The sequence below is a fragment of the Bradyrhizobium sp. USDA 4341 genome, assembly GCF_054063755.1.
In genome coordinates, this window is record NZ_JBSSGO010000001.1 from 1,100,970 (window position 1) to 1,127,183 (window position 26,214).

Sequence of the window (26,214 nt, forward strand, 5' to 3'; positions counted from 1 at the left end):
CCTTGGGCTGCACGAAATGGTGCAGGGCACGCTTCAGGGCAGGTGCGCCGGCGCGTCGATGGGAGGGCCTCAACTCGCCCCAGCGTCTACGGCAAGTTCGAAACGCTGTCGGGTCGACATCGCAAGCCGCGCCAGGCCGAAATGCTCCTTCATGGCGCGGATGATGTCCTCTGGCTCCTCGAAGCCTTTTGCGCGCAGTACGTCTACGAGACCTGCAAGCTCGAGCAGCGGAATGTCGACGTGGTCTCGTCCCATGGAGCCGCGATATTTGACCTTTTCGACGATCGTGTCCTTTGGCCAGATCACGTCGCGATCGACATCCTTGGAACACGGATACCGGTGACGTCCGAGCGCTGCGTCGATGATCTGCCGTACGGTTTCACCGGATCGCTGGAAGCCATGGACCCGCGCGATGCGTTCAACCAGCACATCGAAATAGATCGGGCCTTCGGCCTGGACGAGGTGTTCGACCATTTTCCTCAGGTAGCCTCGATAATCGACCTCATAGAAGCGTTCGCGATCGGGCTCAAAAAGCGCCGTCAGATCGACAGAGACGTCCAAACCATCGTCTGCCGGGATGGGCGTGGTATCGATTTCCGGCGTGGGCCGGCGCGCATATTGCCGCGCGGTCACCGGCTCGGGCTCGACGCCGGTTACGGCCGCTGACTGATCCACCGGGAGAGCAGCCGTCGGCTCATCCGAAGCTTCTTCCGCGGCCACCGGTTGCTCGGCTTCCAGGACGTCGTCGTGAGCCGTTGGCTCTTCGGCCTGGCGGGAAGCGCGATCCGCGGCGAGATCCTCCTCGAGCTGCTTGAGCAGCTTTGCAGCTGCGGCTTGCGGATCCATCCACCAATCGGTGCTCCAGACCCGGCGCATGCGCCAGCCGAGGTCCTTGAGGACCATCTCCCGCAGTCGGTCGCGGTCGCGGGCCGTGGCCGAGCGGTGGTAGGAGGCGCCGTCGCACTCGACGCCAGCCAGGTATCGTCCTGGGAAGTCGGGATGAACGATTCCGAGATCTATCCGGAAGAAGGACACGCCCACCTGTGGATGCACTTCCCAGAGATCATTGCGCAGCGCCGCCATCACCGCTTCCTCGAATGGAGATTCGGTGCTCCGGCCGGTCGGTGCGAAGGCTTCCGCGATGGCGCGGGCTCCGTTCTCGGCGAACTCGAGGAAATGCTTGAAATCAATGACGCCTCTCGCGGATGTCCGGCCCAGGTCGATTTTCTCCGGCCGCAGGGTCGCAAACACCAGCAATTCGCGGCGGGCGCGGGTAATCGCGACGTTCAGCCGCCGGTGGCCGCCCTCTCCATTGAGCGAGGAGATCTGTGCAGTGACACGCCCCGCACTGTCGGGGCCTACCGCAACCGAGAAAATGATGACGTCACGCTCGTCACCCTGAACATTTTCGATGTTCTTGATCAGGATGGGCTCGCTAGTCTCGTTGCGGTTGAAGTGCTTCTCCAGCGACGGATCGGCCCGCCGCGCCTGGTCGAGCATGTTTTCGATCAGCCGCTGCTGTTCGCCGTTGAAGGTCACGATGCCGATCGACTGGGCTGAAGACCGCAAGCGCTTGACCACCTCGGCCACGACGGCTTCCGCCTCCTTGCGATTGACCTTGGCGCCGCCGCGCTCATAAACGCCGCCTTCGACGTGGACGTAGCGGACGGCGGTGTCCTTCGTCACCGGTGACGGGAACGTGGTCAGTTCGCCGCGATAATACTTGGCGTTCGAGAACGCGATCAGGCTCTCGTGCCGGCTGCGGTAGTGCCACGTCAGCCGCATATTCGGGATGTTCGAGGCGAGACACTCGTCGAGAATGCTTTGCTGGCTCTGGACCGTGGAGCCATCGTCCTCTTCGTCGACCCCGCGTTGACCAACGCTGGTGGGCGGCAACTGCTCCGGATCGCCGACGACCACCACCTGGCTGCCGCGGGCGATTGCGCCGATGGCATCCCAGACCGGGATCTGCGAGGCCTCGTCGAAGATCACCACGTCGAATGGTTTGGCGTCGGCCGGTAGGTATTGCGCGATCGAGAGCGGGCTCATCATCACGCAAGGCGAAAGCTGCGTGAGAACGTTCGGGATGCGTCCGAAGAGCTGCCGCAGCGGCATGTGCCGCGCTTTCTTGCTGATTTCGCGTGCGAGCGTTCCCCACTCTGGATCGCGGCCAAAACCGGTCTGGGTTGGGACGGACGCGCCGATCCTGGCCTTGACGATCTGCCTTGCCAGCTCGCAAACCTTCTGGTCCGCGGCAATGAAGGCTTCGATGGCGGCTTCGTGCTTTGTCGCAAGGAAGCTGCTGAGGACTTCGTCCTCGTTGACGATGGTCTCGGCGACCCATTTCGCATAGGCGTATTCGAAGATGGGTATCAGGCCTTGCGGTTCGATATTCCCTGCTTCAGCCGCCTCAACCAGAGGTGCTAGTCCCGTCGAATTCGCCGCGCGGGCGGTGGCTCGCCAGGTCGCCCATTGCGGCGCCTTGACGACGTTGGCCTTCCAGCGGGCGAGGCGCGTTGCGAATTGCTCGATCCAGCCGCTTTCGATGCGCAGGATTTGCTCCGGATTTTCCAGTCCGATACAGACGCCGAGCTCTTTGGCCGTCCCGAAGAGCTTCGGAAATGCGCGGCTCATGTCGTCGAAGGCGCGCCTGACCCTGCCGCCTTGCCGGAAGCGCGGACCATCGCGCTCGAGCAAGGTTATCAAATGTGCCAGCAGGCGCTCCTGCGAATGACCCTCGATCGGAAGGGTCTCTGTCGCATCTCGGAGCTTGTCCGCCCACTCGATCAAGCCCTTGAACCGAGCCGTGTCGCTCTCGGCGCCGCGCCAGAGCCGTTCCATTCCGCGAAAGCGCGGCTTCAGGTCCTCGATGTCGCGCAGCAGATCGGCAATGTCGTTCAGGACCACCAGATCCCTTCCGATGTCGTCAGGGACTTCGGACCCGGCCGGGCAATACGGCTTAAGCGCTGTTCGGACCTTCTTTTTGCGCCCGCCTCGCAGCAGAAGGTTGGAGGCACAAGCATCGGCCCATTCGCGCTGCAGTGACTGCAGATCGAGCCTCGCCGCCTGGAGGTCATAGCGCACCGAGAGATCTGCAACTTTGGCCTCCAGCCTCGCGATGGCATCTGTCAGATCGTGCATTGCGCGAACACGATCCGGCGCCTCGGGCGTAAGCAAGAGAATTCCGTCGGGCGCGTCTGCCTTCAGCATCAGGGTCGCGATCCTGACGAGGTGCAGCATCATGCCCTCGTGGCAGAAACTCATTTCGATGGCATCGGCCAGCGCGATACTGGTCTCTTTCAGCTCCGAAAGTTCGCCCTGGATCCTGTCGATGAGTTGAACCAGCAGTTGGACCCAGGCGGGGGACCATTTGGTTTGCTCGATGCCTCGCAGCGGGTGCTCGGAGGGGTCGCCGACGGCTTCCAGCGCTGTACGAATATCCGCACAGATGTCCCGCATCCTGGCGAGATCGGCCGGCGAATGGGTCGTGCCTGACGGCCAGTCCAATTCGACTTCCAGCACTTCTTCGCGGTCGGCGATCACGCGTCCGAACGCCTCATATGCCGTCATCCCGTTCGAACGCCTGCGATGCAGGGCCGAGACGAGCTTGTTGAGTTGATCGCGTCGGCGCTTGAGCTCGCCGGCAGCCGCGTCCCAGTGCTCCTCGGTCACAAGGTTGCGTTCGCGCCAGGCTGTCGCGAGTTGTCCCAGTACGCTTGATTTCTGTGCCTTGGTCGAATGAACCTCGAGGCAGTAATTGCCGAGGCCAATCGTGTGCATGCGCTGACGCACAACCTCGAGCGCAGCGGTCTTCTGCGAGACGAACAGAACGGTCCTGCCATGGGCCAGACAGTTCGTGATCATGTTGGCAATGGTCTGGCTTTTCCCGGTGCCGGGCGGACCAAACAGGACGAAATCGCCGCCGCGCTGGGCCGCCAGGATCGATGCAATCTGCGAGGAATCGGCCGAGAGCGGGGTGAAAAGCTCGGCGGGATCGATGATTTCGTCGATCGTGTTTGGACTTACGAAGGCTCCTCCGGAGCCCTCGTAAGTATGGGTCGGCGTATCGATCAGATGGCGAACGACCGGGTTCCGCTTCAGGATGTCCGTGCGGTCGACCAGATCCTTCCACATCAGATATTTCGTGAACGACAAGGTGGCGAGGGTCACCTGCTCGGTGACTTCCCAGCCCTTGATGCTCTTGATGTGGCGCTGGATGGTCCGCCAGATACCCGTCACGTCGATGCCGCTGCTGTCACCGGGCAACTCGCCCTCGAGCTCCGGGATCGAGAGGTCGAAATCCTGCTTCAGCATCTGCAGGAGGGTCGGGTTGAAACGAGCCTCGTCCTCGTGAAGCGCGAGCCTGAAGCCGGATCGAACGCTCTTGCGTTCCAGCTGCACAGGCACGAGCACCAGCGGCGCGCGGTAGGGCCCCGCGCCGTCCTCCGGCGTCCATTTCAGGAAGCCGAGGCAGAGGTATAGGATATTCGCACCACCCTCTTCAAATGCGAGCCGAGAGGCCCGAAACAGCTCGGTCAGCCGAGCCTCGAGATCGGTATCCGGCACGCTCGTGTGCAGGTCACCCCGCCCCATCGCCTCCTTGAGAAATTCCTTTCGCGCATCGTCATCACGGCGCTGGGCGAGCAGCGTGGCATCGCGGCCGTCGCTCCCGTCGAGAACGGTCGACTTTCCGAGCAGCTTGAACCGCTCTCCACCGGACAGTTTGTCCTCGAGGGCCGCCGGATCGGGACACTCGATCTGGATCGTCGACTTCGTCTCCTTGAAATTGAGCAGCCGGTTCCTGAGGCTAAGGTCAAGGAGATTGCGCTTCCAGGTTTCGAGCCTGTCGAGGACGCGGTCCGGCGCCGGTTCGCGACGCTTGTCGAGCTCTTCCTCAAATTTCGGAACCTCGCCGACATCCTGAGCGGTTCGCGGCTCTGCAGCAGGCGAGATCGTCGGATCCGCCGAGCCGCTGAGGTCGAGTGGCTTGATCTTCGCCGATCGCGCTCTGCGCACATCGATGGCCAGTTCGAATGGGGCCTCTGCGTCTTCGGCGATGAGCTTCTTTCCAGTCTCGACGGCCTGCTTGAACCTGGCCGGGTTGGCGCCGGTCAGCATGGTCGTCTCGACCATGATCATCTCTTCGAGCTGAACGCGCTTCCTCAGCATTTGCGGGTCGTCAATCAACTGGGTCGAGAAGTCCTCATCGACCAGCCAGACCCCCACGAAAGAGTGCCCCGCGGTCAATGCGATGACGGGGTTGAGCCCGGCCTGCTCGAGACATGATGCATAGAGCAGTGTCAGGTCCAAACACGTCCCGACCTTCCTGGCCAGGACATCGCTCGGACCGCGGACCAATTGGCCGGCCCGTTCGAAACTTTTGGGAGGCAGCACATAGGCAATGGAATGCGAGACGAGCGCGGTCCAGATGGCATCCGCGATCTCCCAGGCGCGCGCCTTGGTCTTCTGGCGGTAGCCGTCCATGGCGTCGTCACGCCCGGCGCCGGCGAGCTTGCCGGACGCTTCACGGAGGACGACATCGACGCTCGGGTCGGTCGGCCTGACGAATGCGGCGAGCAATTCAGGTGCGGCATCGATTCCACCCCAGTGAGAGGGCGGCAGCAGGTTGACCTCGATCTTGCTTTCGGTCGCGGGATGGCCCTCGGCTTCCACCCGGATGTGCAATTGGGCGCGTCTGGAGGCGGTGATTGCCGTCAGGAACGCGGGATCGAGCTTCAAATCAAGGCTGCGGATATGATGGATGGCCTTGTCGGCGATGCGGTCGATCCGCCAAACACCGGGGGTCACAAAGGCAGGCTCAGAGCTGAGGTGGACAGATACGCCGCTGACATCGGAGCCCAGGTCGTTTTCGACCGTAAGCTCCCGGATGATCGGGATCGCATTCTGGTAAAAAGCGACATTGATGTTCTCTGTCGCCGTGCAGCTGATCTTCACCGTCCGTTGCCCCCTCTCGGGTCCTCGCTGTGGCCTTTTTTGTGTCGTTATCGGCCAAATCAGTCTTTGAGGCAGGTATTAGCAATTTTGAGGCCGCCGGCCCAGTCATGTCGGCGCCACAGCGTTAACGAGATCCGGCTTGTGGATAGCAAGGTGTCGGTTTTGACCAGATCACCAAACCCCAAGGATTCAAATCGGGCGATTTCGAGTTCGGAATCAACGCCATTTCAGTGAATTTCGAGGCAATTGGCCACTTTCAGGTAGGGCTATTAGGTTGCGAGGGTCGCCGTTTTTGGGAGCGGCGACGGCCGCTCCCGCAACCCAGAAGCCCGCAGAAAGAGATGCCGTCATGACTTGCCCGACCTGTCAGGGAGACCGGTTCGTCAACACCAACGCCAATTCTCCGGACGTCCCGTGCCCGACTTGCTCTGCCCCGAAGGGACCCAATGAATCCGTTCTGCGCAACGCCCGGACGCCTGCTGCACTTGCCTGGGTGCTACGCGAGGAGATCGAGATCTCCAGGGAGCGGCTGCACGGCCTGACGCTGGACGATGCCGCTCAGGAAGTTGCTGACCTGGACACGCTGCGGAAGCTCCTCACGGAGCTCGGAGGCAACCCGGACGAAATCGCCAAGATCCAGGCCGATCTTACGGAGATGAGCAACGGCGTTAAGGCGCGGCGTCGCGCTCGCTACGATGAGATCCATGCCCAGGCGTATGCCGAGTATGAGGCCCTCAAGGGCAAAGTTGTGTTGCTCTCCGAAATCGAATGCTATGACGAGAGGTCCTTTAGCGAAACGGTCTACTGCGACCCGCCGGCGATTGCCCGCATTGTCCCGTATTCCTCCGAGACACAGGCGCGTCAATGCATCGAGCGATGGATGGACAATACCCATTGTGAGCCGGTCTTCGACATCGTCCTCCTGGAACCTCACCCTGCGTTTGCCGGTGGTGGTCTGCGTCCTTCCTGGGTGTTCGGCACCTCTTACGCCCTCGACCGCGCTCCCCCGGAGATTGCCAAGATCGCGATTGCCGACGCGGCGACACAGGCTCAGTACGCAGACGCCAGCGGGCTATCTGACGACGAGTGCGCGCCGCCGCCGGCGCCGGCTCCGTGAAATCTGCTGCCATGAGCAGTCAAGCTTCAGGAGCCGATGCGGGCTCGCTCGCAAAGCGTTTGCGGCACGCTATGGTGACTATGCAGAATGACGATTTGAGCGCGCCAGGCAGCGACAAGCGTGCGCGCCACATTGCGCGTACAGACGCCTTGCTGGACGCTGCCGAGTTCCTTGAGGAGCTTGCTCGGGCCGCCGCGAGAAACGGAGCTGCCGCATGCAACGAGATGTCCAAGTGAGCCTTAACCGATCGCCAGAGACCGGTCGGATCCATTGCTGCGTGCCTTTCTGCCGGCGCACGACGGCCCAGCCGTTCAAGGAATGGATTTGTCACGTTCATTGGCCGATGGTCCCTCCTCGCCTCAAGGCGAAGCGGCGCATGGCTAAGCGGATCGCCAGTCATGCGCGACAACGCTTCGGCCGCCAGATGCAGCGTCAGGGTGGCTATTTCGATCCGCAGTGGATTCGTGTAGAGGCTGCGCTCCGGCTCCGTGAGGCCCTCTGGGAACGCTGCAAGCGCGCCGCGATCGAGGCTGCCGCCGGTTTGAGGTGATCTGTCGATCCGATCAGGCAGCCAGTCGTTCGACTGCGCTCGCGACGGCATGGCCTACCACCGCAACCACGAAGCCGACGCCGCCGGCGACGCTCGCGCAAACTGCGGCGCAGCCGATGGGTGTCCTCGCGATGCCGTGGCGCAGGCATGATGCACACTCGTCCAGCAAACACGAAGCCGAGAAAACTACGGATAGCGCTGAATTCTGTTGAGACTATGGGCTGCCTGAAGGATCCTCGACAAACTATGATGGCAAGGATTCGCGTTTCGTGCGCTGGTGCATGCCTCGTTGCGACTTTCCGTGCGAGCCGCCAAATTGCCTGATGAAACGGAGATTTTCCATTATGACGACGAACGACATCAAGCTGGCGAAGTCTGACCTGCCCCGGGAGGATTTGTCGCGCCGCCTGGTGGTCCCCGGAAAGATCGGCGTCGCCGGTCGCGCGCCGCGCGCCGCGCATCAGGTGGCGGCCGCCGTCGGCTTGCCGCACAAGAACGCCTGGATCTCCACATTTGCCGCAGATGGAGTGCTGAAGGGCGGGAAGCTTCGCCTCGAGACACACGTCATCAGCGCGCTGACGGGAGTGTCCCGCCCTCGTTCGGCCGACGCCGATATTATTACTGTGTGGCCACTGACGAGCAGCGCAGCGGTTTCCGAGGTTCTGACCGAACTGCTTCATTCTGGACTGGATGCAGGCAAGGCCACGGATGTTCGTAAGTTTGCCAGTAAAGTCGCAGCGTCGCCCGATGGGTTCGTGCTGGCTGGACGCGGGCATGGGAAGCGGAATGCAACGGCCCTGCTCTCGTTATTCCGGGAAGTCGAGGTCGATCATCAGGGCAGGCTTTCCTACCATGTGCATATTGAGGAACTCTTCGATGTCTCCGGCGGCAAGGTCACTGCGGCCTTGAGCGCCGTCTTTGGCGTTCAGGCTGAAGCGGATCTTGCCACCCTCGCTCATGCTGCAAAGGCGGCCGGAAGCCATGGCTCAATCCCGATTTTGTGCGAGAGCAATAACGTGGACACGCATGAATGGTGCGAGCCTCTCGGCGAGGTGATCGAAGCTGCTTCCGAGCGTGTGGCCCGAACCAAAGCCTTCCGGGACGCCATTGGGGGCGAGGTCGAGTTCGAGATCCCCAACGTCGCTTGTTATCTCGTCAGTTAGGAAGCTCAATTCCCTTCCCGCATTCAAGGCCATTTTAAGGGCATCAGTTCCGGCCTATGGTTCTGCCCGCCTATCTGGATCGTTGCGATTGCAGACGCCCTCCGCTAGGGCCGCATAAAAAGCGATAGTATTAATCATCCAAGCAACTCCGTACTAAAGCCCGTCGTGAGCGTGCGTATAGTAGAATTCGTCGTTTTCAAAAAAGAGGTCGGGCCCTTGCGGCGCTCGAGGATTATCCCGCGGTTGCCCTACGACCAGTTCCCCATTGATCCGCCAGACGACACGATGAGAGTCGAAGTCGCCGACTATCGCTTTGGTCTCGCGATCCAGGATGTCTCCCATCCAGTGACAAGAGAGAAAGCCACGCAAGTCTGGCGAGGTATCGATGTCGAAGGATAGATCTTGTTGCCCGAACTTCTTTTGATCGAGCGGCTTTCGATAAGGTTCATCGGACGTTGGAAAAAATGCCGGCGGCCTGAGATCACGTGGTCCCGCGCCTGCTCTCGTCGGAACGGTCTGCGGAAAATTCGCGATGTCCGAGCCCCAGACGAAGGTTCCCAAGTTGTAACCTTCGAACAGGTACTGGTCCCGTCCTCTCCCGAGCAGGGCATAACGCAAATAATTAACTGGCGGATCGCCCGCCTTGGGCGCTTCCCGAGTCGGAGCGAGATTTCCCACGCCTGAGAACATGTACCAATAATGGGGACGGTCGGAGGGCCACACGGCTCGAACGAGATCCTTGATCTCTGGCGGTAGCGCTACGCGGCGCACGCCGCCGCAAAGAAACGGAATTCCTTTCTTGACCCGGTCGTCGTAAGTGAATCCAAAAGGATGCGTGACCAGCTTGGACGGACGAAAACCTTCCGCTGCATGATCCTCCCAATCGATAAATTCGCGCTCTGTTGCCGGACCGATCGATGCGCCGTTGAAAGTGATCTTCGCCAACGGAGAGTCGTAAGCGTCCTCGCTGGCGTACATCCAGCCCTGGACCATCGTGTCGGCGTCGTCGAACCATTCCGTCCACGGGAGGATCGGCCCCTTGGGCCAGCCGCTATGGACCGACCATTGGCCGCAATACTGCGGGATGTGTACCGAGATCAGGTGATGGTCTGCCGTTACCTTCGGGAAGATTCCAACATTCCAGAAGAAGCTGCTGGGGTTGAACTTGCCGGGACCCAGTCCGATTGAGCTGTTGTCGACGTCGCGTGCATATTGAGGATCACATGGGCGGACGAGGTCAAACTTCACCTTCTCGCCGGTGGCCTTGACCGTGTACTCAGCCGTGAACCGGAAGAACGGCGGCTTCGGCGGCACCGTTCGAAGCCCGAATTGCGCTTGTGCAACGACGGGCAACAACACAGAGCCAGCAAAGATTGCGGCTGGCGTTGCTGAAGCGACTAACCGGCTCAGCCATGTAATTCCTAAACTCACCATCATTCGCCCACGCTCTCCCACGTCTTAGTTGACGTGTTCTAGCGCGGCTCGGATCAAAGGTTTGAGGGTCCTTCTCCTCTAAGCTGTGGAGATGCTGGGGCCTCCGGATCCCGACCTTTGGAGCGTCCTTTCGAGTACTCCGACCTGTGGTGTCCCGCCACTTGGTGAGCCAATCCGATGAATTGCACCTGCTCGGCATCGTGCTCCGCACAATCAGTCGACCTGAATCGTGAGCTCGTTGATCGCCTGGTATCCCCAGGCGTCAGTCACCGTGAGATCGAGGACGTAAGTTCCCGCCGCGGTGGGTACGCCCGTGATGACGCCGGTCGCTTGGTCCAAGGTGAGACCGGGCGGCATTTTCTGATCCATCTGCAAGGTAAACCAGTAGCCCGAGCCGTTTGGTCCTGGCTTACCTGCGGAGGCCAGTAAGGTCGCAGAATAGCTCGAACCGATCGTCGCCAACGGAAGGCCGGTTGTATCGAAAGAAAGGCCGTCCACGGTCTCGATAAAGTACGGGCCTAGCGCCGGAGACGATGCGCACTGACCGCCATTGCTGTCCTGTGGCGTCACGAACATTGGTCCGTTGTTGCCAGCGACGGTTGGGGCACCGAGGGGCAGGCCCACCGACGCCTCCCAGGAAACGCCGTCCGGGAGCGGAGCGCCGCTGATGGAATAGCCGGTGACGGCACCATTGTTGGGCGAGAACGCCGTTGCCATCACCCCGTAACCTACCTCGGCACCAGGACCGATGGCTCCAGTGGCATAACAAGCCCCATCCGTAGCCACCGAAATGCTGAGCGGTACCTGAGCGGATTCGATAGTCACCCCCGCGGAATTGCTCGCTACGAACGTCAACATCCATCCGCCTGGCGTCGTTGGTGAACCCGTAATTGCGCCAGTCGCCGGATTCAAAGTCAGGCCGGGCGGCAGCACACCGGAGCCGACGCTGTAGGTGAACGGGCCCGGACTGCCCGAGGCAACGACCGACATGTTCATCGGCTGGCCAATGCGGCCATACCCAGGGTTCGGGCTTGTGTCGACGGTAAATGTCGAGACGACAACGTTACCCTGATCGCTGTAGCCGCTGGGTTGATCCGGATGAGAGACGTCGACCACAACGACGCGCAGCGGATAAACGCCGGGTGCGGATATTGATCCCGAAATCGTGCCGGACAATTGGTCGACCGTCACGCCGGTAGGCAGAGGTTGTGTCGCGTCCGGATGGAATTCATATGGGCCGGTGTTGTAGCCGCCGGAGCCTTCGAGGGTGATTGCGAAAGGTTGGTTGACACCGACGCGTACCGGAAGAGCCACCGAAGTGAAGGCGGCCGAGACCGGATCGACCTGGGTCCCCGAAGCTTCGACGAGGATAGAGAACGCCGGCGAAATCGCGGTTGTGCCCTGGCTGTCGGTGACGCGAATTCGCAGGTTGTCGAAGCTTCCGGCTGTCGTTGGAATGCCCGAGATAAAGCCTGATGCGCCGAGCGTCAGTCCTGGAGGCAAAGATCCAGACACGACGTCATAGTTGTATCCCGTTTCCGTCCCGCCATAGGCTTGCGGTTGGCTTGCCTGGTAGAACGTTCCAACCGTGGCATTGGCGTCCGGGATGCCCGTAATCGATAGCGGACCGAAGATGTGGACCCGCACCGGCGACGTCGACGCCGTTGCGCCGAACGTGTCGGTGACCGAGAAGGTCAGCGTCTGATCGTAGTAGTCGTAGGGAAGTCCGGAGAATACGCCCGAACTCGCGTTCAAGAGCACGCCCGGCGGGAGCTTGTCGGCGCCGGACCAGGTGAACTGATAGCCCTGACCGGACCCGCCGGCCGCGGCGAGAGTCAAATTCATCGCAGTGCCGATATAGCCGTTTGGAATTGTCGGCGTTGCGATCGTCAGTGCTGGGATGGAAACCGTGATGGTGACCGGCTGCGACGTTGCACTGGCGCCGTGTCCGTCCGTGACCTTGATCTGGATGTCCGTGAACGTCCCGGCCGCGGTTGGAATGCCCGTTAGTGCCCCCGATGGCGACAGCTCAATCCCGGATGGCAACGCTCCGGCGGCGATCGCGAAAGTGAACTGGCCGTCGCCGCCGGCCGCTGCAAACTGGGCAGAATATTGCTGCTTGTAGGTGGCGACTTCGGCAGGCGAACCTGAGATAGACACCGGCATCGGGTCAATGACGTTGAGCGTCGGGGAGCTCTCCGCTGAGAATCCGTTCACGTCGGTGACCCTCACGGTAAACGTGCATGCGCAGGCCATTGCCGGTGTCCCGGTCACTTCGCCGCTTGATGGATTGAGGTTCAGGCCTCCCGGCAATACTCCATCGCTGACCGTGAAACTGTAGGGTCCAACGCCGCCAGCTGCGGTGAATTGAGCGCTCTGATAGACGTAACCGGTGGTGCCTTGCGGAACGGTTGCGCTCAACGTCAGCGTGGGGGCAACCGAAATCGAGAACGGCGTCGATGTCGCCGTATTATCGTGCGTGTCGGAGACTGAGACCGATATGGGTCCGTATTCGCCGGCCGCAGATGGGGTGCCTGCAACATTGCCCGAGGCGTCGACGGTCAACCCGGGCGGAAGACTGCCGGCTGCAGAGATCGAGTAGCCACCGGCCGCATATCCGCCGGTGATCGAGGCTCCCGCGGCATAGGGTTGGCCGATCATCGCGTGGGGTGCAGCCGAAAGCGCGATTACCAATGCAGGATCGTTGCTGGGCCCGACGATCAGATCATAGGCGTACGAGGTCGTCAGTCCGGAGGCGTCGCTCGCGTGCACCACGATCGGGAAACTGCCGCGGGCCACAGGGACCCCGGAAATGCTCGCCGCAGTCGCACTCGGGGTGAAAATAAGCCCGGCCGGCAACGACCCCGTGATCGTGTATGGCTGCGTGCCGCCTTGGAGCTGGAAGTAGGCCGCATATGGTGAAGCCACCGCAGCAGAGGTCGGCGCGTTGACGGGAGTCAAACCGAACGTCTCGACCGCATTCACCGCGAGAGGCGCCGTCGCAATCTCTCCGGTCGCGCTGTCTGTGCCCGCGATGACGGCCTGAGAAAAGCCCGGGGCGGTGATCGTCCCCGTCAGGCCACCGGTCGCCGGGTCCAAGGCCAGGCCCGGCGGGGAGCTGACCAGATTGCACTTCGAAGCTCACGGGGCCTTGGGCGTTCAGTACCCTGGTCGTGAAGGTGTAGCTACTACCTGCGAAAACCGTGGAAGGGCCATCGATCGCGATCGCGAATTTGCCATCTGCCCCGGGTCCGCCGGACATGTAGGAGAAGGCGCCCGACATGCGGAAATAGCTGAATGGTGCCGGATCGGCCTCGGTTGCAACCGCGGCTCCCAGCGTCACCAGGGTCGCAATGGTCCCCGCTATCTGCCTCAGGCTCCGCATGTGAAGATCACCTTTGTAGTAAACGAATCCTTGAACTAATCGCGCAACGTAGATCAAGGAATCGTGAGGGACAAGGCGCGCTGCGCGAGCTGGGCGGATTTGGGCCGTTCGCTGTTGTTTTCCCCGCGCGTCCCCATCAATGGCAGGCTTCCAGTCGGCAGCGCATGGCCTTTGCAGACCCCAGGTGTAGGCTTGCTCGCAGGACGGCACCGTCGTCCTGTTGATTGGAGCGTTGGCACCGTCACGCACGTCGATTGCTCGCCGCCGGTCAGCGCAATGCGCAAATTTGGAATTGCTCAATGTCCAGACGACGCAGATACAATCCGCACTGGAAGAGCCGCCCGCGGGACGCCCGCCCGGCCGCCGCCACCCCGGAAGCCCGCTCCTATCGCTCCGGTTCTCAATCTTTCACCATTGGCACCGTGTTCGCGGCTTCCCGCCTGGGAACGCAGGGGCCGGGCCATCCGCCGGCGGAGGCTTCGTTTGAGGAGCGCCTCGCTCCCTACACCGGCCTGGTCGACGGCTTGCTGCGCCAGGCGGCCGAGCACCTGGGCGGAAACGTCGACGTCTCGTTCATGAAGGATGATTTTCAACGGTTCATCGCCGAGCGCATGCTACTGACCGGGATGAGCGCGCTGCTGTCCAGTAATGCCGGTTCCGCCCGGTGTTCTGAATTGCTCGAGCATCTGGTCGAGATGATCGAGGATCGGCGCAAGCGGCGCCGCCCCGAGTTCTCCGGACCCTCGCTGAATGGGCCGATGCGGCAGGCGATATCCGATCATGCCTCGATGATGCCCCGGGCGTTCCAGGCACCTTAGGCCGGTTCGGCTTGTTCGACCCAAGGACTCGCGTTATCCTCCTATAATCGAATCCTTGGGTCTTGAAGGCCTCAATGGAGGCTCTTGTCCGTGTCCAGCATTGATCTTCCGGCTCGATCAGGCCCGCACCTCGGCTCCATGTCGACCCCGCGGGGCGCCTGGAAGGGCAAGCACCTGCCCTGGGTGATCGCCCACCAGATCATCGCTTCCGCGCTCATCGTTGGCTGGGCCCGGCTCTTGTGGTGGGCCGGCCGGCATTGCGGCAGCTTTTGAAGCTTCGGCGCGTGGAGCCGACCTTTCCGAAGTTTGGCGAGGTCGCGATTGCTCGACGCTGTTTGTTGCTGGCTGGAGCAATCAGCCTGCCGCTCTATTTGTCTAGATGCGCATCCACGCGAGCTTGTCCGTCCTGATCTACCCGCCAGAGGCGCATGCGCCGATCGATCCAAACGAAGCTTGCTTCGCGGTCGGGATTCCATACTTGCTTGAGTTGGACGACATCGCGGTCGCTCGCTGAGCCGAGCTGAGCGCGGACAATTCGGTACCAGCGCCGACGCAAAACTACGCCGACGTCTCGTTCAACCTGCAGGCTTGCCTCAAGCATCGGCATCACCCCAAGGATACCTTTCGCAGGTCTCCGCAGTAAGGCCTGTTAACGTCTGAGCCGGACCGGCTTGCCCCTATTACGGGCTCGGCCCCGAGGACTTGGTCTCTCGCATGCTTCGCTGGAGACGCGCCATGATCTCGAAGGCTATGGGTAGCCCGCCCTGTTCGGAGGTCAGCCGTTTCGCCCAAGCGGCGAGTTCCAGAGCACCTTCCCGCTCCAACACATCGGGAAGCGCTTTGAGAGACGTCTCGTCCAGGCGTTCCGGAATGCAAGCGTCCGGGAACTCGCCGTTCCCGACGATGCGCGCCATGATATTCCACTCGGCCACCAATTGACGGTTAACCTGCAGCGCATGAAGCTGCTGAGGCAGATAGGAGTTTGGGCTCAGCACCCGGATGATCGGGACGGCTTTCCCGATCAACTCCGAGGTTATCAAGGTCCCCGGCGCCGCCCCGTCGCCTACGATTGGAGCGGCGATCTCGCGCTTCATGCGCGCGCGACGTTCCGCAAGATCGGGAGTAAGGCTGCCGTCGAGGTAGACGTCGCGCTCGGCGTCGAAGAACAGGTCTTCCCAGCCATCTCCAATCCCAATCGAGGCGAGCATTCGGACATCGAGGTTCTCGCGGCGGAATTCTTCGAAAATGGCCCGCCGGCCGAGAGCTAGCAGTCGGTCTCGTCCCTCTGTGATGTCGCCTCCTCCGAGATGATTGATGATCGCGATCATAGGCCACCAATTTGGGCCGGCAATCAGCTGGCTCGGGATGCCCCGCGTCGACGTCGGCTCATAAGGCGCAATGAATGGTTGCTCATCATCGCCCTCCAGGAGTTCGCTCTCATCGTCGACGATTCCCAGGGCATTAATCCAGCTGTCTCGGACGGAGACCGGGCGAAGCAAATCGAGCAACACGGCCCGATAGGCCTGCGCAACTCGCTCGAGCTCGCTTCGTGGCAGGGTCTCCCGTTGCGCTTCGGCTTTGCCATCGAGTTGGATCATCGGGTGAAAGGTAAAAACCGAGCCATTCAACGACGGGGAGACCATGACGAATACGTCCGGTTCGGGTGACGTGAGAAGCCAGTACCCGCTCAGGTCCTTTCCGCTGTCACCGCCAATGGAAGCATATCCAAAGCGCCGAGCCATGTAGGTGTATAGGCGACCGTAGTCAGCATCCTTCAGCGGTGTGGTTTCTGCGATCAGGTCGTCGAGCGCTTCCCTTTCCAACACCGGGTTGTCGTAGTCGTCGAGCGACCTGACGCTCTTGAGCTTTCCGCGGTTGGTCGCCAGCGAGGCTACAAACGCTGGGTCCGGCATCGCTTGCGGGTCTCTTGTTCTGAGGTCTTCACGCTTCTACTCCTGAGCCACGCTACGACCTTCGCCGACTTTCCGGCGAGCGGCAACGTGGAGATTGTTGCCCTCCAAACGAATCCTTGAAGGCGCGGGAGCCCCTCGAACCAGCCCATTCCTGGGGACGCGTGTGGAAAACTCCGGAGCGGCCCCCGCCGGCATGCCTCTTCCGATCTTCCTCTCCGGTGTTTTCTACAATAACGAAGTTGAAATCGTTCCGATCCGGAGTTCACCCTTACAAATGCTTCTTGCCAGCATCACCCTCTCATCCGAGCGAGCCCGTTGGTTTGCCGAGCAGAGCGACCCCCTCACCGCATCCGATCGTGGCTATGTGGCGCGATCGGTGGTTCGGGAGTCCTTCAAGGATAAAATGCGTACCTATCGCGTGTTCGAACGTGACGGCTTGATGCGCATTATTGGCGCTATGCGCAGCAACGACGTTGTGGACCCGCGCCAGGCGGCAGATAGCCTGAATTCGTCGGTGGCGTTCTCCCCCTTCGATGTCGAGGTCGGCCAGGAACTCTGGCTCGATGTGTTGGCCTGTCCGCTGCTGAGCGTCAGGGACGATGCCAGCAAGCGCCGTACGATCGACGTTGCCCAGCATCGTCATAACCGCTTCGGAAAGCCCTCCGCTTACAATCGATGGCTGATGGAGAAGCTGCGTGACCCGGTCACCGGGTGCGAGCCGCTGACCGTGTTCCGGTTCACCTCCACGAAGCGGATGGAAGTGTTGCGCAAGCGCGAGAAGAAAGATCAGCCGGTCGACGTTCATAGCTTCGAGGCGCCAATGTTCGCCGGCACCATCAAGGTGCGCGTGGTCGACCAGATTGCCTTCGAAAGGTTCCTGGTCGAAGGCGTCGGCCGCATGCGTGCCTTTGGTTTCGGTGCTCTTCTGCCCAAGGAGGCTCTCGATGACCTGCTCGTCAACTGATGACATGCGCTGCGGTGATCCGCTTCGCCGCCTCTTTTTCGAACGGGTGGGCCGCTATTTCGAGAACGAAGGGCAGGCAACGCGCGGGGACGGCGCCTGTGAGATCTGCGGCGAGCTACTCACTGATGCGGTGATCTCTTCCAAGCGCGCGGTGTGTCGCCCGCAACGCTCGATCGGCCAGGAGCGCGTTCGGCCGGCAGAAGGTCAGCCGCTGAAGGTCGGCGTTCCACTTAAGATGATCCGGGACGAGAAGTCGAAGAGGGAAAAGCCGTCGGCGAAGAACAAGTTATCCACCTTGGGCGGCATTGCACTGATTGCGCCCGACCGCACCTTTGTCGCAGCCAACGTGATTCCGGTCTTGGAGCTCCCGATCGACATGACGGCCGTTCCGGTCGAACAGGGTATTTATCGTCGCTTCCTGCGCGAGTTTGTCGCCAATCCACCGCCGACACCATTCCTCCTGATTATGTGGACTCGCAAGAACACGATCCCGCTCGCAATGACCGAATCGCTGTCGCGGACGATCATTTGTGGCGATGACGTGCCGCAGATCTTCGACATGAGCGAGGTCGAAGAGATGATGGTCATCGCCAATCACCTGGGCTTTCAGAATTTTAGTGACGCATGCTGGCTGCGTAACCGCATTCAACGAGAGACTGATCCGAAGAAGATCGAGAAGAACAACAATGACCTTGGTTGCCTGCTCGGCAAAGGGCTGGCTATGCGGGACTTCAACCGCCTGCCCTCCCCGACCTCGACGGTCTTCGACATTGTCGCGATGGTCTGTGGCCCCAATGTTCAACTCGAAGCCAAATCCGAGGCCGCTTGATCCGGACAGACGAGCATCAATCCAGCAACAGATCTTCAAGTCAACAGCTTCGTCTGACTGAGACGCAAGCTCGAAACCAAAGGAATTCCAGACCATGAATATCGCAGTCGATACCGCAAAAGACCTCGCCTCCGCTCAACCCGTCGACACCTATGTCGACTTCATCATGGAAGGCGTAATCACGGCCGTCAGCACGATCCACGTTTCGAGTGCCGACGTCCAGGGTCGATCCGAACAGGGTGTCATCCGCATTCCGCGCATGACGGCCGGAGGTCCGGTGTTCATACCTGCCGTGAAGGGCGAGACGTTCAAGGGGAACGTCCGCGCGCATAGCGTGCTACTTGCTATCGCGATCCTGCGCGAGCGCACCATGAGCACTGCCATGCCGTTCGACCCGAAGGCGTTCTACAGGCTCGACATCGGCGGCGTGAAAGGGAGTGGCAAGCAGAGCCCGGACGATATTCTTCTGATCCAGGCGACACGCCGTCGCAATCCGATCAGCGCACTGTTCGGCATGGCGGAACCCTACTGGATCGGCGGGAACGTTGAATTCGGCCACGCCCTCGCAAATGACGAGAGGGCTGCCGGTCAGGTTCCGGGGGGTGCGCGGGCCGACAAGCTGCAGCGCGATCCCGCCCTGCTGGCGCAATTCTCCGAAGAGGATCAGCAGGGTTGGCTTTCCTATGCCCACGTCAACTCGCAGATGTCGGCGAAGAAGAAGGATGTCAAGGGGCTTGAGGACGAACTGAAGAAGCTTCGTCGCCAGGAGAAGACCGAAGCAGTACTCGCACAGATTGCCTCCCTCACTTCGCGTATCGAGACCATGAAGAAGGAGGTCAAGGACACCAAAGCCGGAGAGATCGTCGACGAGACCATCTCGCGTCCGCTCGATGCGAAGAACGGGATCCTGCCGGGCGCTGAACTCCAGCAGAAGCTCCGCGGTAATCGGCTTACGCTGCAGGAATTCGGCTTCTTCCTGAAGACTTTGGAATTGCTGTCCGATCGGCCGCGTATTGGCGGTCATACCGGTCGCGGCTTTGGCGAATTCAAAGCGGAATGGCAGCTGCGCCTTCGCTTGAGCGACGGGATTGTCCGCCCGACGTGGATCACCGCCGGCGAAGTCAAATTGAGCGAGACCAACTTCGTTCTCCCCGAACATGAGGTCATCTCCAAGGCGCAGGCCGCGTTCGAAGCGCTGCGCACGGACCCGAAGGTCGATTTCGGCTACGCCGTCTGAGCCTTCTTCGCGCCTGCATCCTGTTTCTTTCGTAGGACTCACAATGGTAACCCTGACCGAATGGAAGTCGCTGCAAAGCGATCCCCTCGCCGATTATTTCGCCGATGGGGGACCGCTCCGGCGCTTTGCGGGCAATCATTACGCTTATTCTGATCTTCAGCATCGATACGCTCAAGCCGTTCGGGAGGTCTGCGTTGGCGCTCCCGGAATGGTTCGTTTCCTGGAGGCGGAGCCTGGCGTTGGCAAGTCGATGGGGTATGCGGGCCCCGCCCTGATCCACGCGACGCTGACGAATCGTCGCGTTCTGATCTCGACATTTACGAACTTCCTCAAGCGTCAGATCGCGTTTGGTGACGGCCCCACGACTGCCGAGGCAGTAGCAGCCTTCACCGGGCAACGGCGCAGGACGGTCGCAATGCGTCATTCCTATCGAGAGTTCGCGAGCCCGGTGCGTGCGGCGCGTCTCGCAGCTGCGATCCGGGTCGAGAACGGCCATCAGGCGACGCCTGCCGCGCTAGCCCTGGAGTCGCTTGCGCAGTGGACCCTTGCCGAAAAGGAGTTCGTCCGGGAGGTAAATGATTGGCGTGCCATCGTCGACGACGGTCGCGGGCTGGTTTCCACCTGGGAAGAGGAATTTCCGGCACTGGCGGTCGAACTGCCGAAGGAGGATGCCGATCTCTGGTGTGTCGATCCGAGTGAGCCGGATGACCTTCTGATCAAGCTGGTCTACGATGGTGCGGTCTTGAATGCCGACGTCGTGCTGTGTTCTCACGCCGCTACGATTTTGGACATGAAGCTCGGCGGTCGCCTCCTTGGTGGTCACGGGGATCCTTTCGCCGTCGCCGTGATTGACGAGGCTGATCGGGTCGAGGACGCCGCGCGTACGGTTCTCAGCACCAAACTCGCCATGCGTTCGCTGGAACGCACCTTGATCACCGTCCGTAAGGCGACGGCGGACTACCGCGATTTGTTGCCGCGCGAGTCTGCCAAGGACCTCAATGAGGCTATTGCCTATCACGCGAAGACGTTCGGGCAGCTGACCCTGCTGGCGGAGCGCCTGTCGGAGGAAATCCGGGCCAGTCGCGCCAGCTCCTCTCGGCTTGCGGTTACCGGCCAGGAGAAATGGTTGCCTACGATCGTAGCCGCAGCCCGGGGCGCCGGCGAACTCAGCGAGATCGTCTATGATGCAGGCATCGTCGAGTTGCGTCCTCTGGTGGAGGTACTCGCCGCTCGCGCTGACGATGCCGACGCCTTCATTGAAGCTGTCAATGACCCCCGGACCGCCAACGGCCGCCCCTTTATTACCTTCAGTCCGATCCGGACTGAGCCGAGCTTGACGGTCGATGCCAAGTTTGCCGGCAGACTGCTCAATCGTCTGTGGAACGGAACGAAGTCGAACGGGAATCGCCCGCTGGCGGATGGTGTAGTCGTCACGTCTGCGACGTTGTCGGAACCTGGTTCGCGTGGCCCGCGCCGGTGGCGGCAACTTGCCAACGACATCGGTCTCGGAATCAATGACTTTGCGCGGTTTGACGTCGCTGGTAGCACCTCATTCGCACCCCGACAGCATGCTTCTCTTGATTTCGTGCTTGCCGATCCTCGCGCCCCAGTTCCGAGGACGACGGAAGTGGTCGATCCTGCAATTCGTTTTCAGGCGAGGATGATCACAGAGGCTGCGGGTCGGCCTAACCAGGACGGCCGTTGCAAGGTCCTCGTTCTCACTACGAATTTCAGGGACGCCGGCCTGCTTGCAGAAGCGTTGGAAGATGCTGGCGTGACCGAAAGGCTTATCGTTCGAACCCAGCGGATGTCGCTACGCAAGGCGATCTATGCTTACGAGCGTACTAAGGATGCCATCCTGATCACACCGGGAGCCTTCCAGGGCCTGGATCTGCCTGGGCAGATTGATCATGAGGTCATCTGCCGACTGCCTTATGCGCCGCCGGAGGATGAAGGCGGCGCGACCAAGGAGGATTACCTGGAATCGGAAGGCTACCGCTATTCGGATAATCGAGTCCGCATGATGGGCAAGCTGAAGCAGGCCTTCGGGCGTGTTACTCGCCGGCGCAATGACAAGGCGACGGTCTGGGTCGCCGATCCGCGGTTTCCGCTTCCGCCCCAGGCCGAGATGCGCCTTGGCTTGAGCTCTCTTCACTCGCGCAATCGCGGCCTGCATGAATGCGTTCCGGCTCGTTTCCGGCAGGCGCTTGGCGCCTGCGAAGTGCTGCTGATCGATCAGGTGGCCGAGAAATCGAAGCGGCGTGGCTGAAAGGGCAATTCAGATGAAGTATCGACCTTTAGTGGTGGTCGCTGAGATGGCCGGACCGCTGGTCCTGCGCGACCCCATCCATCTCGACGGTCTTCTGCTTGCCGCCCGCGAGAAACGCGACGGCATGGGTGCGCGAGGGGCCCCTTTCACTGCGCTGTCTCGTTGCGGAGAGGTCTATGCGGCATCGGCCGGCGTTCTTGTCGCCGAGGGCATCGGCGGCATTCTCGAAGATGTCGTGACCCGCACCAAGCGTCTCGATATGAAGCGCGACGGTCCCTACATTCGGCTTCCCGAGAACGCGAAAAAGGAAGACCGTGTAATTGGTCCGATGTCGCCCTATCGGAGCGAAATGCGGAAGGAACGGGTTCTCGGAAATGTCCGCCAGGTTGTCTGGCAAGCGCTCGGCGATGCCGCCGAGATCGAAGACCTTTTGTCCTATGTTACCTGTATCGGTAAGCAGTACGCGACTGGATGGGGCGAGGTGGCGGAATTTTCTGCTTTGCCGTCCGAAGCTGACCCGAAGCTCTGTGGGCTTGCAATCGGCGGTAAGGCGTCCCGCAATTTACCGGTTGGTATGCTCGAAGCGTTGGGGCTCCAAAGTGACATCGTGGTGAAGGGTCGTGTTGAACCTCCCTACGCCATGCTCGACGGCACCGTGGACATCGCGGCTCCTTCGTTGCGAAATCTGATCATGACAGAAGAAGAAGTCCGGGAGGCATTTGTGTATTAGCGGTCTGGTTGTTCGCGCCAGGCGCGGGTTAGCTGGTTCATATGTAGATTTTCCGGTGTTTTGGGGGAAGGTCTCGCCGTGGCCCCTGAGGGAAGAGTCTGTCCCACGCGTGCGTGGGTAAACCCTGGACTGCACGCAGCTGCTGCGTTTCGGTGAGTGTGTCCCACGCGCGCGTGGGTAGACCCCAGACGGCACGCACCAGCGCGTCGCTCGGAAGGTGTGTCCCACGCGCGCGTGGGTAAACCGCCGGTCCGGAAGCCGAAGGCGAAATGGGTCGAGTGTGTCCCACGCGCGCGTGGGTGAACCGTATTTTGAGACGCTCGCGAAATACCGATCGCAGTGTGTCCCACGCGCGCGTGGGTAAACCAACTTCCGCAACCGTGCGCAATGGCTTCTGAGTCTGCCCCACGCGTGCGTGGGTAAACCGTTCGTTATTGTCGAGCTGTCCACGCCCCCGCGTGGGTAAACCCTCGGTTCGGGTTCGCCAATCCGCACCATCTTTTGGTTCTCTCCACTCGTTCGGGGGTAAGCCGCAGTTTGAGCTCGCTCCCTCAGCGCCCGTATGGCGCATTCGAGCTGTTGCCCTAGCAAGACGTCATTGGCGATGACGAGACAGAGAATGTCGACATGTGGGTAGCTGCTGGTTCACCTCAGCAGGCGGTCGATCTGTTTTCCGCTTGCTGGGCGGTGGAGATTCCCGATCCAATGCTGATCTTCAAGCAGGCGAGCCGCGCGTTTTGAGCTGGGATGGCCGGCGGGATCACCATCTCGCGCCGACTGGGGCAGCCTTCCGATCGAGATGGCGACCGATGCGTACCGGTTTCTGGATATGCAGTCCTGACTCCGATTGGCGGCGGCTCAAGGCTGAGTAGCGGACGTCGCCGGCGTGGATGACGCTGGCTCTGCATAGCAGCCCGCGACAGGATCCCAATGGCGATAGTCAGACGGGTCAGGGAGCCACCACCCCTCCCCGCGCTGGGCACGAATCCTCCGCGAGACGTCAAAATCATACTCTTGCGACCAGGTCACTCCCGCGAGTTCGGGATAGGCGTCGGCGAGATCGGGGTTGTAGTCGATCGTCCACTCGGGTCGGTACCGACGAAAATCCGGACTGTCCTTCAGCAAAAAGCGAACGTCGTGGCCTTCCGAAAATTGATCGGCCGTCGCATCCAGGATAGAGCCGTCCGGCAACACGTTCCATACGTGATCGCCAATCGGCTCCAGAGACGGGGCGAGGTAGACGCCACCGACATTCGCCCACCCCCAACGACTGCAAATATACTCGGCGACGTCACCGCACTGACCACCGCAGCCGGCGGCCAGACGGAATTGCTGTCGGACGGTGCGAATTTCGAGAAGCATGTCGGAAGTTGGTTCGCTGTTCACTCGTCACCTTGAGGTTTGCTTGTGATCCGCCGCGGTGAGGTCCAATTGTCCGGTGCTGGCCTTCCAACCGTGCGGTGCCAGATTTCGTCGAATGAAGCCGGCGTGCCAAGTTGACCGCCAAGTGGCAGTCTTTCCGTGCGCAGCGTGCTGTCTGGCGCTGTCGCCCACGCTTGTGCCGATCCTAGATTTCGATGTTGCAGCCGAAGCTCCTGCGGTCATATCACCGCTGTAGTGGGTTTTCACCGGTAGCGAGCTGGCAGAGCCCTGGAAGCCACCGCTCGATGATTGCAGCAGGGAAGCCTAGCCTGATGGCTCCCTTCGGAGTGCTGGAGACCAGGCATCCGCGAGCGATGAGCTGCGAGATCACAGTCCGGGCCTGCCTGTCCTGATATCCCGTTAAATCCGTCGCCCGGGATCGCGGATATTCTCCGGCCAGGATTGCTTCTCGTAACAGGCGCCACGATCCTTTGGGCAATCGTTTGGCGTGGACCTCTTGCTCCGTCCAGAGCTCGACGCGGTTCATAAACGCTGCCGGCTCAAGCAAAGATCGCATGAAGTCGACCTGCTCGATGCAGGCCCCCAGGAAGAAACGGCAGAATTCGGCGAGTCCAGTTTCAGTCAATGCGCCGCGTCCGTCGAGATCGCCGCGCCGCGGCTGGTCTGCGGCTTGTAACAAACTCCTGTAGCGACCGACATTGTGGAAGAGTCCGCGGGAAACGGACCACAATTCGGATCCGACGCCTAGCTCTCGAAGCATCGCGTGAGACAGAAGGCGAGCGACACGGCCGTTTCCGTCAATGAATGGGTGGATCCATGTCAGGCGATGATGGCTAGCTGCGACAGCCAGGATCCGTTGCGTTTTGCTCAGCATGGGCGACGCGTAAGCCTCCTCGAACCGAGCAAGCAACATCGGCGCCACCGCCGGCTCTGGCGCGACGTGCCTGCCAACCTTCACGTGAAGCGTTCTGAGTTCGCCCGGCTCCATGCGAACCAGCGACTTCGTAGCGGGGAACTCGAACTCCCGAGCGCTTTTCGGGAGGCGACGAGAGAACTCACGATGAATCCACCTGATGCCTTCGACCGAAGCTGCGGGGAAAGGCAATGCTCCGCGATCGATCATTTGCTGAACTTCGACGTGCGCCCTCGCTTCGATCTGAAGGTCGCTCAGCCCTGGCTCAAACGAGTGGTCGTCCTCGAGCGCCCGCACGATGTCGACGAGCGGGACGACGTGCCCCTCAATCGCGTTCGAGAAATGACTGTCGACAGCCCGGATCAGGTTGCCAACGGATGTCTTCAAGGCCGGATTGAGGCTGCCGCTGTAGGAGCTGGATTTCTGAGCCAACTCCAGGATCTGATCGCCGAGCCCGGCGTCAAGCTCCGAAAGCATCGGCTCCATGTTTTCGCCAACCATTTTGCCGATCTTTTCCGTGAGTCTATAAGTTCTATAATGAATTGATTTATATGTATATTTTCGCCTTAGCTAGATCCTAGTTCGTACCTTGAAATGCCGATATCTTTGCCTCAACGCTTGAAAGCTGGTGGTTTTCTCCACGCTGCTCTTGCAGTAGCCGGATGTATCCATGCTCGGGCATGACAAAGCCTACCGGAAGCATGATTGGCCCAGATGGTATGGCGCTGTGGACAGCTGTCCTCAGCGAAGTGGAGCCCTTGCCTGGCAAGGTGCGCCCGATCGCGCCGACGACGATGGAGCCGACAATCGAAGCTTCGGTCGCCGTCGTTCCGCTCCCTTCCCTCTCCCGGGCTCGGCTCGCGATCAAACGACTACCTGATACCGAACGGCGGCGCCTCGGACGCCAGGGGCAATCGTTCGACGCCTGCTTCGATCTGCACGGGTTCACCCATGAGCAAGGTCATGCCGCGCTCAAGGCTTTCCTGCTGAGAGAGCATGACCGGGGCGCTCGTACGGTCTTGGTCATCACTGGCAAGGCCAATGGCCGGGGTCGGGAAGCCTCATTTCGGCGCGACGTCCCACACTGGTTTGAACATCGCGATCTCCAGGAAATCGTAGCTGCGTTCGCGCCGGCCCATTCGCGGCACGGCGGTGACGGCGCCCTCTACGTCCGCCTCAGGCGGCTCAATCGATCGCGGGCATGATCCGCCGACTTGTGGACTTGAGCGCCCCGAAGTTGGCAGCTTTCAACTTGAGTGAATTAAGATTCATTGAAGCTGGCAGCTCTCAACTTTTCAGATCCCTCGCCCACACGTACTCGGCTGCACCATTTCTGCCCCATCAGGCCGGCTGCTGTGACCTGGACATTCAGTTTGCTGACGGCGAGAGGGTGGTTGGCAGCTGCCAACAGGCCAGTTCCAATTTGGCAGCAGGCTGTTGCAATTGGGGGCAGCGGACACCAAGCTAAAATGCCCGGAACCGGGCTCGTCCCGTTATCTCCCGAGGAAGCGCCGGCCCAACGTTTTGATCAACTCACCTTCAGGCGATCTGCAC

17 protein-coding genes are annotated in these 26,214 nt (G+C 61.0%); 11 read left to right on the top strand and 6 right to left on the bottom strand.

Going from position 1 to position 26,214, the window contains the following annotated elements; all coding sequences use genetic code 11:
• Positions 1-69: 69 nt before the first annotated feature.
• Complete coding sequence (locus ACVIGB_RS05485; protein WP_456717741.1) at positions 70-5,955, bottom strand: DUF3320 domain-containing protein; 5,886 nt, start codon at positions 5,953-5,955, stop codon at positions 70-72.
• Between the two features lie 349 nt (positions 5,956-6,304).
• Between ACVIGB_RS05485 and ACVIGB_RS05490 the strand changes: the two genes are divergently transcribed.
• The 3 genes from ACVIGB_RS05490 to ACVIGB_RS05500 all read left to right on the top strand — a co-directional run bounded on the left by ACVIGB_RS05490 (position 6,305) and on the right by ACVIGB_RS05500 (position 8,785).
• Complete coding sequence (locus tag ACVIGB_RS05490) at positions 6,305-7,072, top strand: hypothetical protein (RefSeq protein ID WP_456717740.1); 768 nt, start codon at positions 6,305-6,307, stop codon at positions 7,070-7,072.
• Between the two features lie 376 nt (positions 7,073-7,448).
• The gene (locus ACVIGB_RS05495) at positions 7,449-7,622 is read left to right on the top strand and encodes a hypothetical protein (protein ID WP_456717739.1); all 174 of its coding nucleotides are present in this window, start codon (positions 7,449-7,451) and stop codon (positions 7,620-7,622) included.
• Positions 7,623-7,966: 344 nt separating this feature from the next.
• Positions 7,967-8,785: a hypothetical protein gene (locus ACVIGB_RS05500; protein ID WP_456717738.1), complete on the top strand. Its 819-nt coding sequence runs from the start codon at positions 7,967-7,969 to the stop codon at positions 8,783-8,785.
• A 153-nt stretch (positions 8,786-8,938) separates the two neighbouring features.
• On the opposite strand, the gene ACVIGB_RS05505 is transcribed toward ACVIGB_RS05500, so the two are convergent.
• Complete coding sequence (locus tag ACVIGB_RS05505) at positions 8,939-10,222, bottom strand: hypothetical protein (protein WP_456717737.1); 1,284 nt, start codon at positions 10,220-10,222, stop codon at positions 8,939-8,941.
• Between the two features lie 210 nt (positions 10,223-10,432).
• On the bottom strand, positions 10,433-13,318 hold the full coding sequence (locus tag ACVIGB_RS05510) for a beta strand repeat-containing protein (protein ID WP_456717736.1): 2,886 nt from the start codon (positions 13,316-13,318) through the stop codon (positions 10,433-10,435).
• Between the two features lie 585 nt (positions 13,319-13,903).
• Here ACVIGB_RS05510 and ACVIGB_RS05515 point away from each other — a divergent pair.
• Both ACVIGB_RS05515 and ACVIGB_RS05520 read left to right on the top strand, forming a co-directional pair.
• Positions 13,904-14,422: a hypothetical protein gene (locus ACVIGB_RS05515; protein WP_456717735.1), complete on the top strand. Its 519-nt coding sequence runs from the start codon at positions 13,904-13,906 to the stop codon at positions 14,420-14,422.
• A gap of 90 nt (positions 14,423-14,512) precedes the next feature.
• Positions 14,513-14,695 (top strand): hypothetical protein, encoded by a 183-nt coding sequence (locus ACVIGB_RS05520; protein WP_456717734.1) that lies wholly within the window; start codon positions 14,513-14,515, stop codon positions 14,693-14,695.
• A 407-nt stretch (positions 14,696-15,102) separates the two neighbouring features.
• Here ACVIGB_RS05520 and ACVIGB_RS05525 read toward each other — a convergent pair whose 3' ends face one another.
• Positions 15,103-16,335, bottom strand: a complete 1,233-nt coding sequence (locus ACVIGB_RS05525; RefSeq protein ID WP_456717733.1) for a hypothetical protein — start codon at positions 16,333-16,335, stop codon at positions 15,103-15,105.
• 163 nt (positions 16,336-16,498) lie between these two features.
• On the opposite strand from ACVIGB_RS05525, the gene ACVIGB_RS05530 reads away from it, so the two are divergent.
• The 5 genes from ACVIGB_RS05530 to ACVIGB_RS05550 all read left to right on the top strand — a co-directional run bounded on the left by ACVIGB_RS05530 (position 16,499) and on the right by ACVIGB_RS05550 (position 22,364).
• Complete coding sequence (locus ACVIGB_RS05530) at positions 16,499-17,299, top strand: type I-E CRISPR-associated protein Cas6/Cse3/CasE (protein ID WP_456717732.1); 801 nt, start codon at positions 16,499-16,501, stop codon at positions 17,297-17,299.
• Positions 17,280-18,128 (top strand): hypothetical protein, encoded by an 849-nt coding sequence (locus ACVIGB_RS05535; RefSeq protein WP_456717731.1) that lies wholly within the window; start codon positions 17,280-17,282, stop codon positions 18,126-18,128. Before ACVIGB_RS05530 ends, ACVIGB_RS05535 begins: the two co-directional genes overlap by 20 nt.
• A gap of 292 nt (positions 18,129-18,420) precedes the next feature.
• Positions 18,421-19,365 (top strand): hypothetical protein, encoded by a 945-nt coding sequence (locus ACVIGB_RS05540; RefSeq protein WP_456717730.1) that lies wholly within the window; start codon positions 18,421-18,423, stop codon positions 19,363-19,365.
• A 43-nt stretch (positions 19,366-19,408) separates the two neighbouring features.
• Positions 19,409-21,634 (top strand): helicase C-terminal domain-containing protein, encoded by a 2,226-nt coding sequence (locus ACVIGB_RS05545; protein WP_456717729.1) that lies wholly within the window; start codon positions 19,409-19,411, stop codon positions 21,632-21,634.
• A 13-nt stretch (positions 21,635-21,647) separates the two neighbouring features.
• Positions 21,648-22,364, top strand: coding sequence for a hypothetical protein (locus tag ACVIGB_RS05550; RefSeq protein WP_456717728.1), 717 nt, complete (start codon positions 21,648-21,650; stop codon positions 22,362-22,364).
• A gap of 858 nt (positions 22,365-23,222) precedes the next feature.
• Here the strand turns inward: ACVIGB_RS05550 and ACVIGB_RS05555 are convergent.
• Both ACVIGB_RS05555 and ACVIGB_RS05560 read right to left on the bottom strand, forming a co-directional pair.
• Complete coding sequence (locus ACVIGB_RS05555; protein ID WP_456717727.1) at positions 23,223-23,750, bottom strand: hypothetical protein; 528 nt, start codon at positions 23,748-23,750, stop codon at positions 23,223-23,225.
• A gap of 220 nt (positions 23,751-23,970) precedes the next feature.
• Positions 23,971-25,161, bottom strand: a complete 1,191-nt coding sequence (locus ACVIGB_RS05560) for a Fic family protein (protein ID WP_456717726.1) — start codon at positions 25,159-25,161, stop codon at positions 23,971-23,973.
• Between the two features lie 218 nt (positions 25,162-25,379).
• Between ACVIGB_RS05560 and ACVIGB_RS05565 the strand changes: the two genes are divergently transcribed.
• Entirely contained in the window at positions 25,380-25,865 is a 486-nt protein-coding gene (locus ACVIGB_RS05565; protein ID WP_456717725.1) for a Smr/MutS family protein, read from the top strand.
• The last annotated feature ends 349 nt before the right edge of the window (positions 25,866-26,214 follow it).

Bases quoted from the DNA above. Each gene is read 5' to 3' on its own strand.
- ACVIGB_RS05490 (WP_456717740.1), top strand. From the start codon at position 6,305: ATGACTTGCCCGACCTGTCAGGGAGACCGGTTCGTCAACACCAACGCC.
- ACVIGB_RS05495 (WP_456717739.1), top strand. From the start codon at position 7,449: ATGGCTAAGCGGATCGCCAGTCATGCGCGACAACGCTTCGGCCGCCAG.
- ACVIGB_RS05500 (WP_456717738.1), top strand. From the start codon at position 7,967: ATGACGACGAACGACATCAAGCTGGCGAAGTCTGACCTGCCCCGGGAG.
- ACVIGB_RS05505 (WP_456717737.1), bottom strand. From the start codon at position 10,222: ATGATGGTGAGTTTAGGAATTACATGGCTGAGCCGGTTAGTCGCTTCA.
- ACVIGB_RS05515 (WP_456717735.1), top strand. From the start codon at position 13,904: ATGTCCAGACGACGCAGATACAATCCGCACTGGAAGAGCCGCCCGCGG.
- ACVIGB_RS05525 (WP_456717733.1), bottom strand. From the start codon at position 16,335: ATGCCGGACCCAGCGTTTGTAGCCTCGCTGGCGACCAACCGCGGAAAG.
- ACVIGB_RS05535 (WP_456717731.1), top strand. From the start codon at position 17,280: ATGACCTGCTCGTCAACTGATGACATGCGCTGCGGTGATCCGCTTCGC.
- ACVIGB_RS05545 (WP_456717729.1), top strand. From the start codon at position 19,409: ATGGTAACCCTGACCGAATGGAAGTCGCTGCAAAGCGATCCCCTCGCC.
- ACVIGB_RS05550 (WP_456717728.1), top strand. From the start codon at position 21,648: ATGAAGTATCGACCTTTAGTGGTGGTCGCTGAGATGGCCGGACCGCTG.
- ACVIGB_RS05560 (WP_456717726.1), bottom strand. From the start codon at position 25,161: ATGGTTGGCGAAAACATGGAGCCGATGCTTTCGGAGCTTGACGCCGGG.
- ACVIGB_RS05565 (WP_456717725.1), top strand. From the start codon at position 25,380: ATGGCGCTGTGGACAGCTGTCCTCAGCGAAGTGGAGCCCTTGCCTGGC.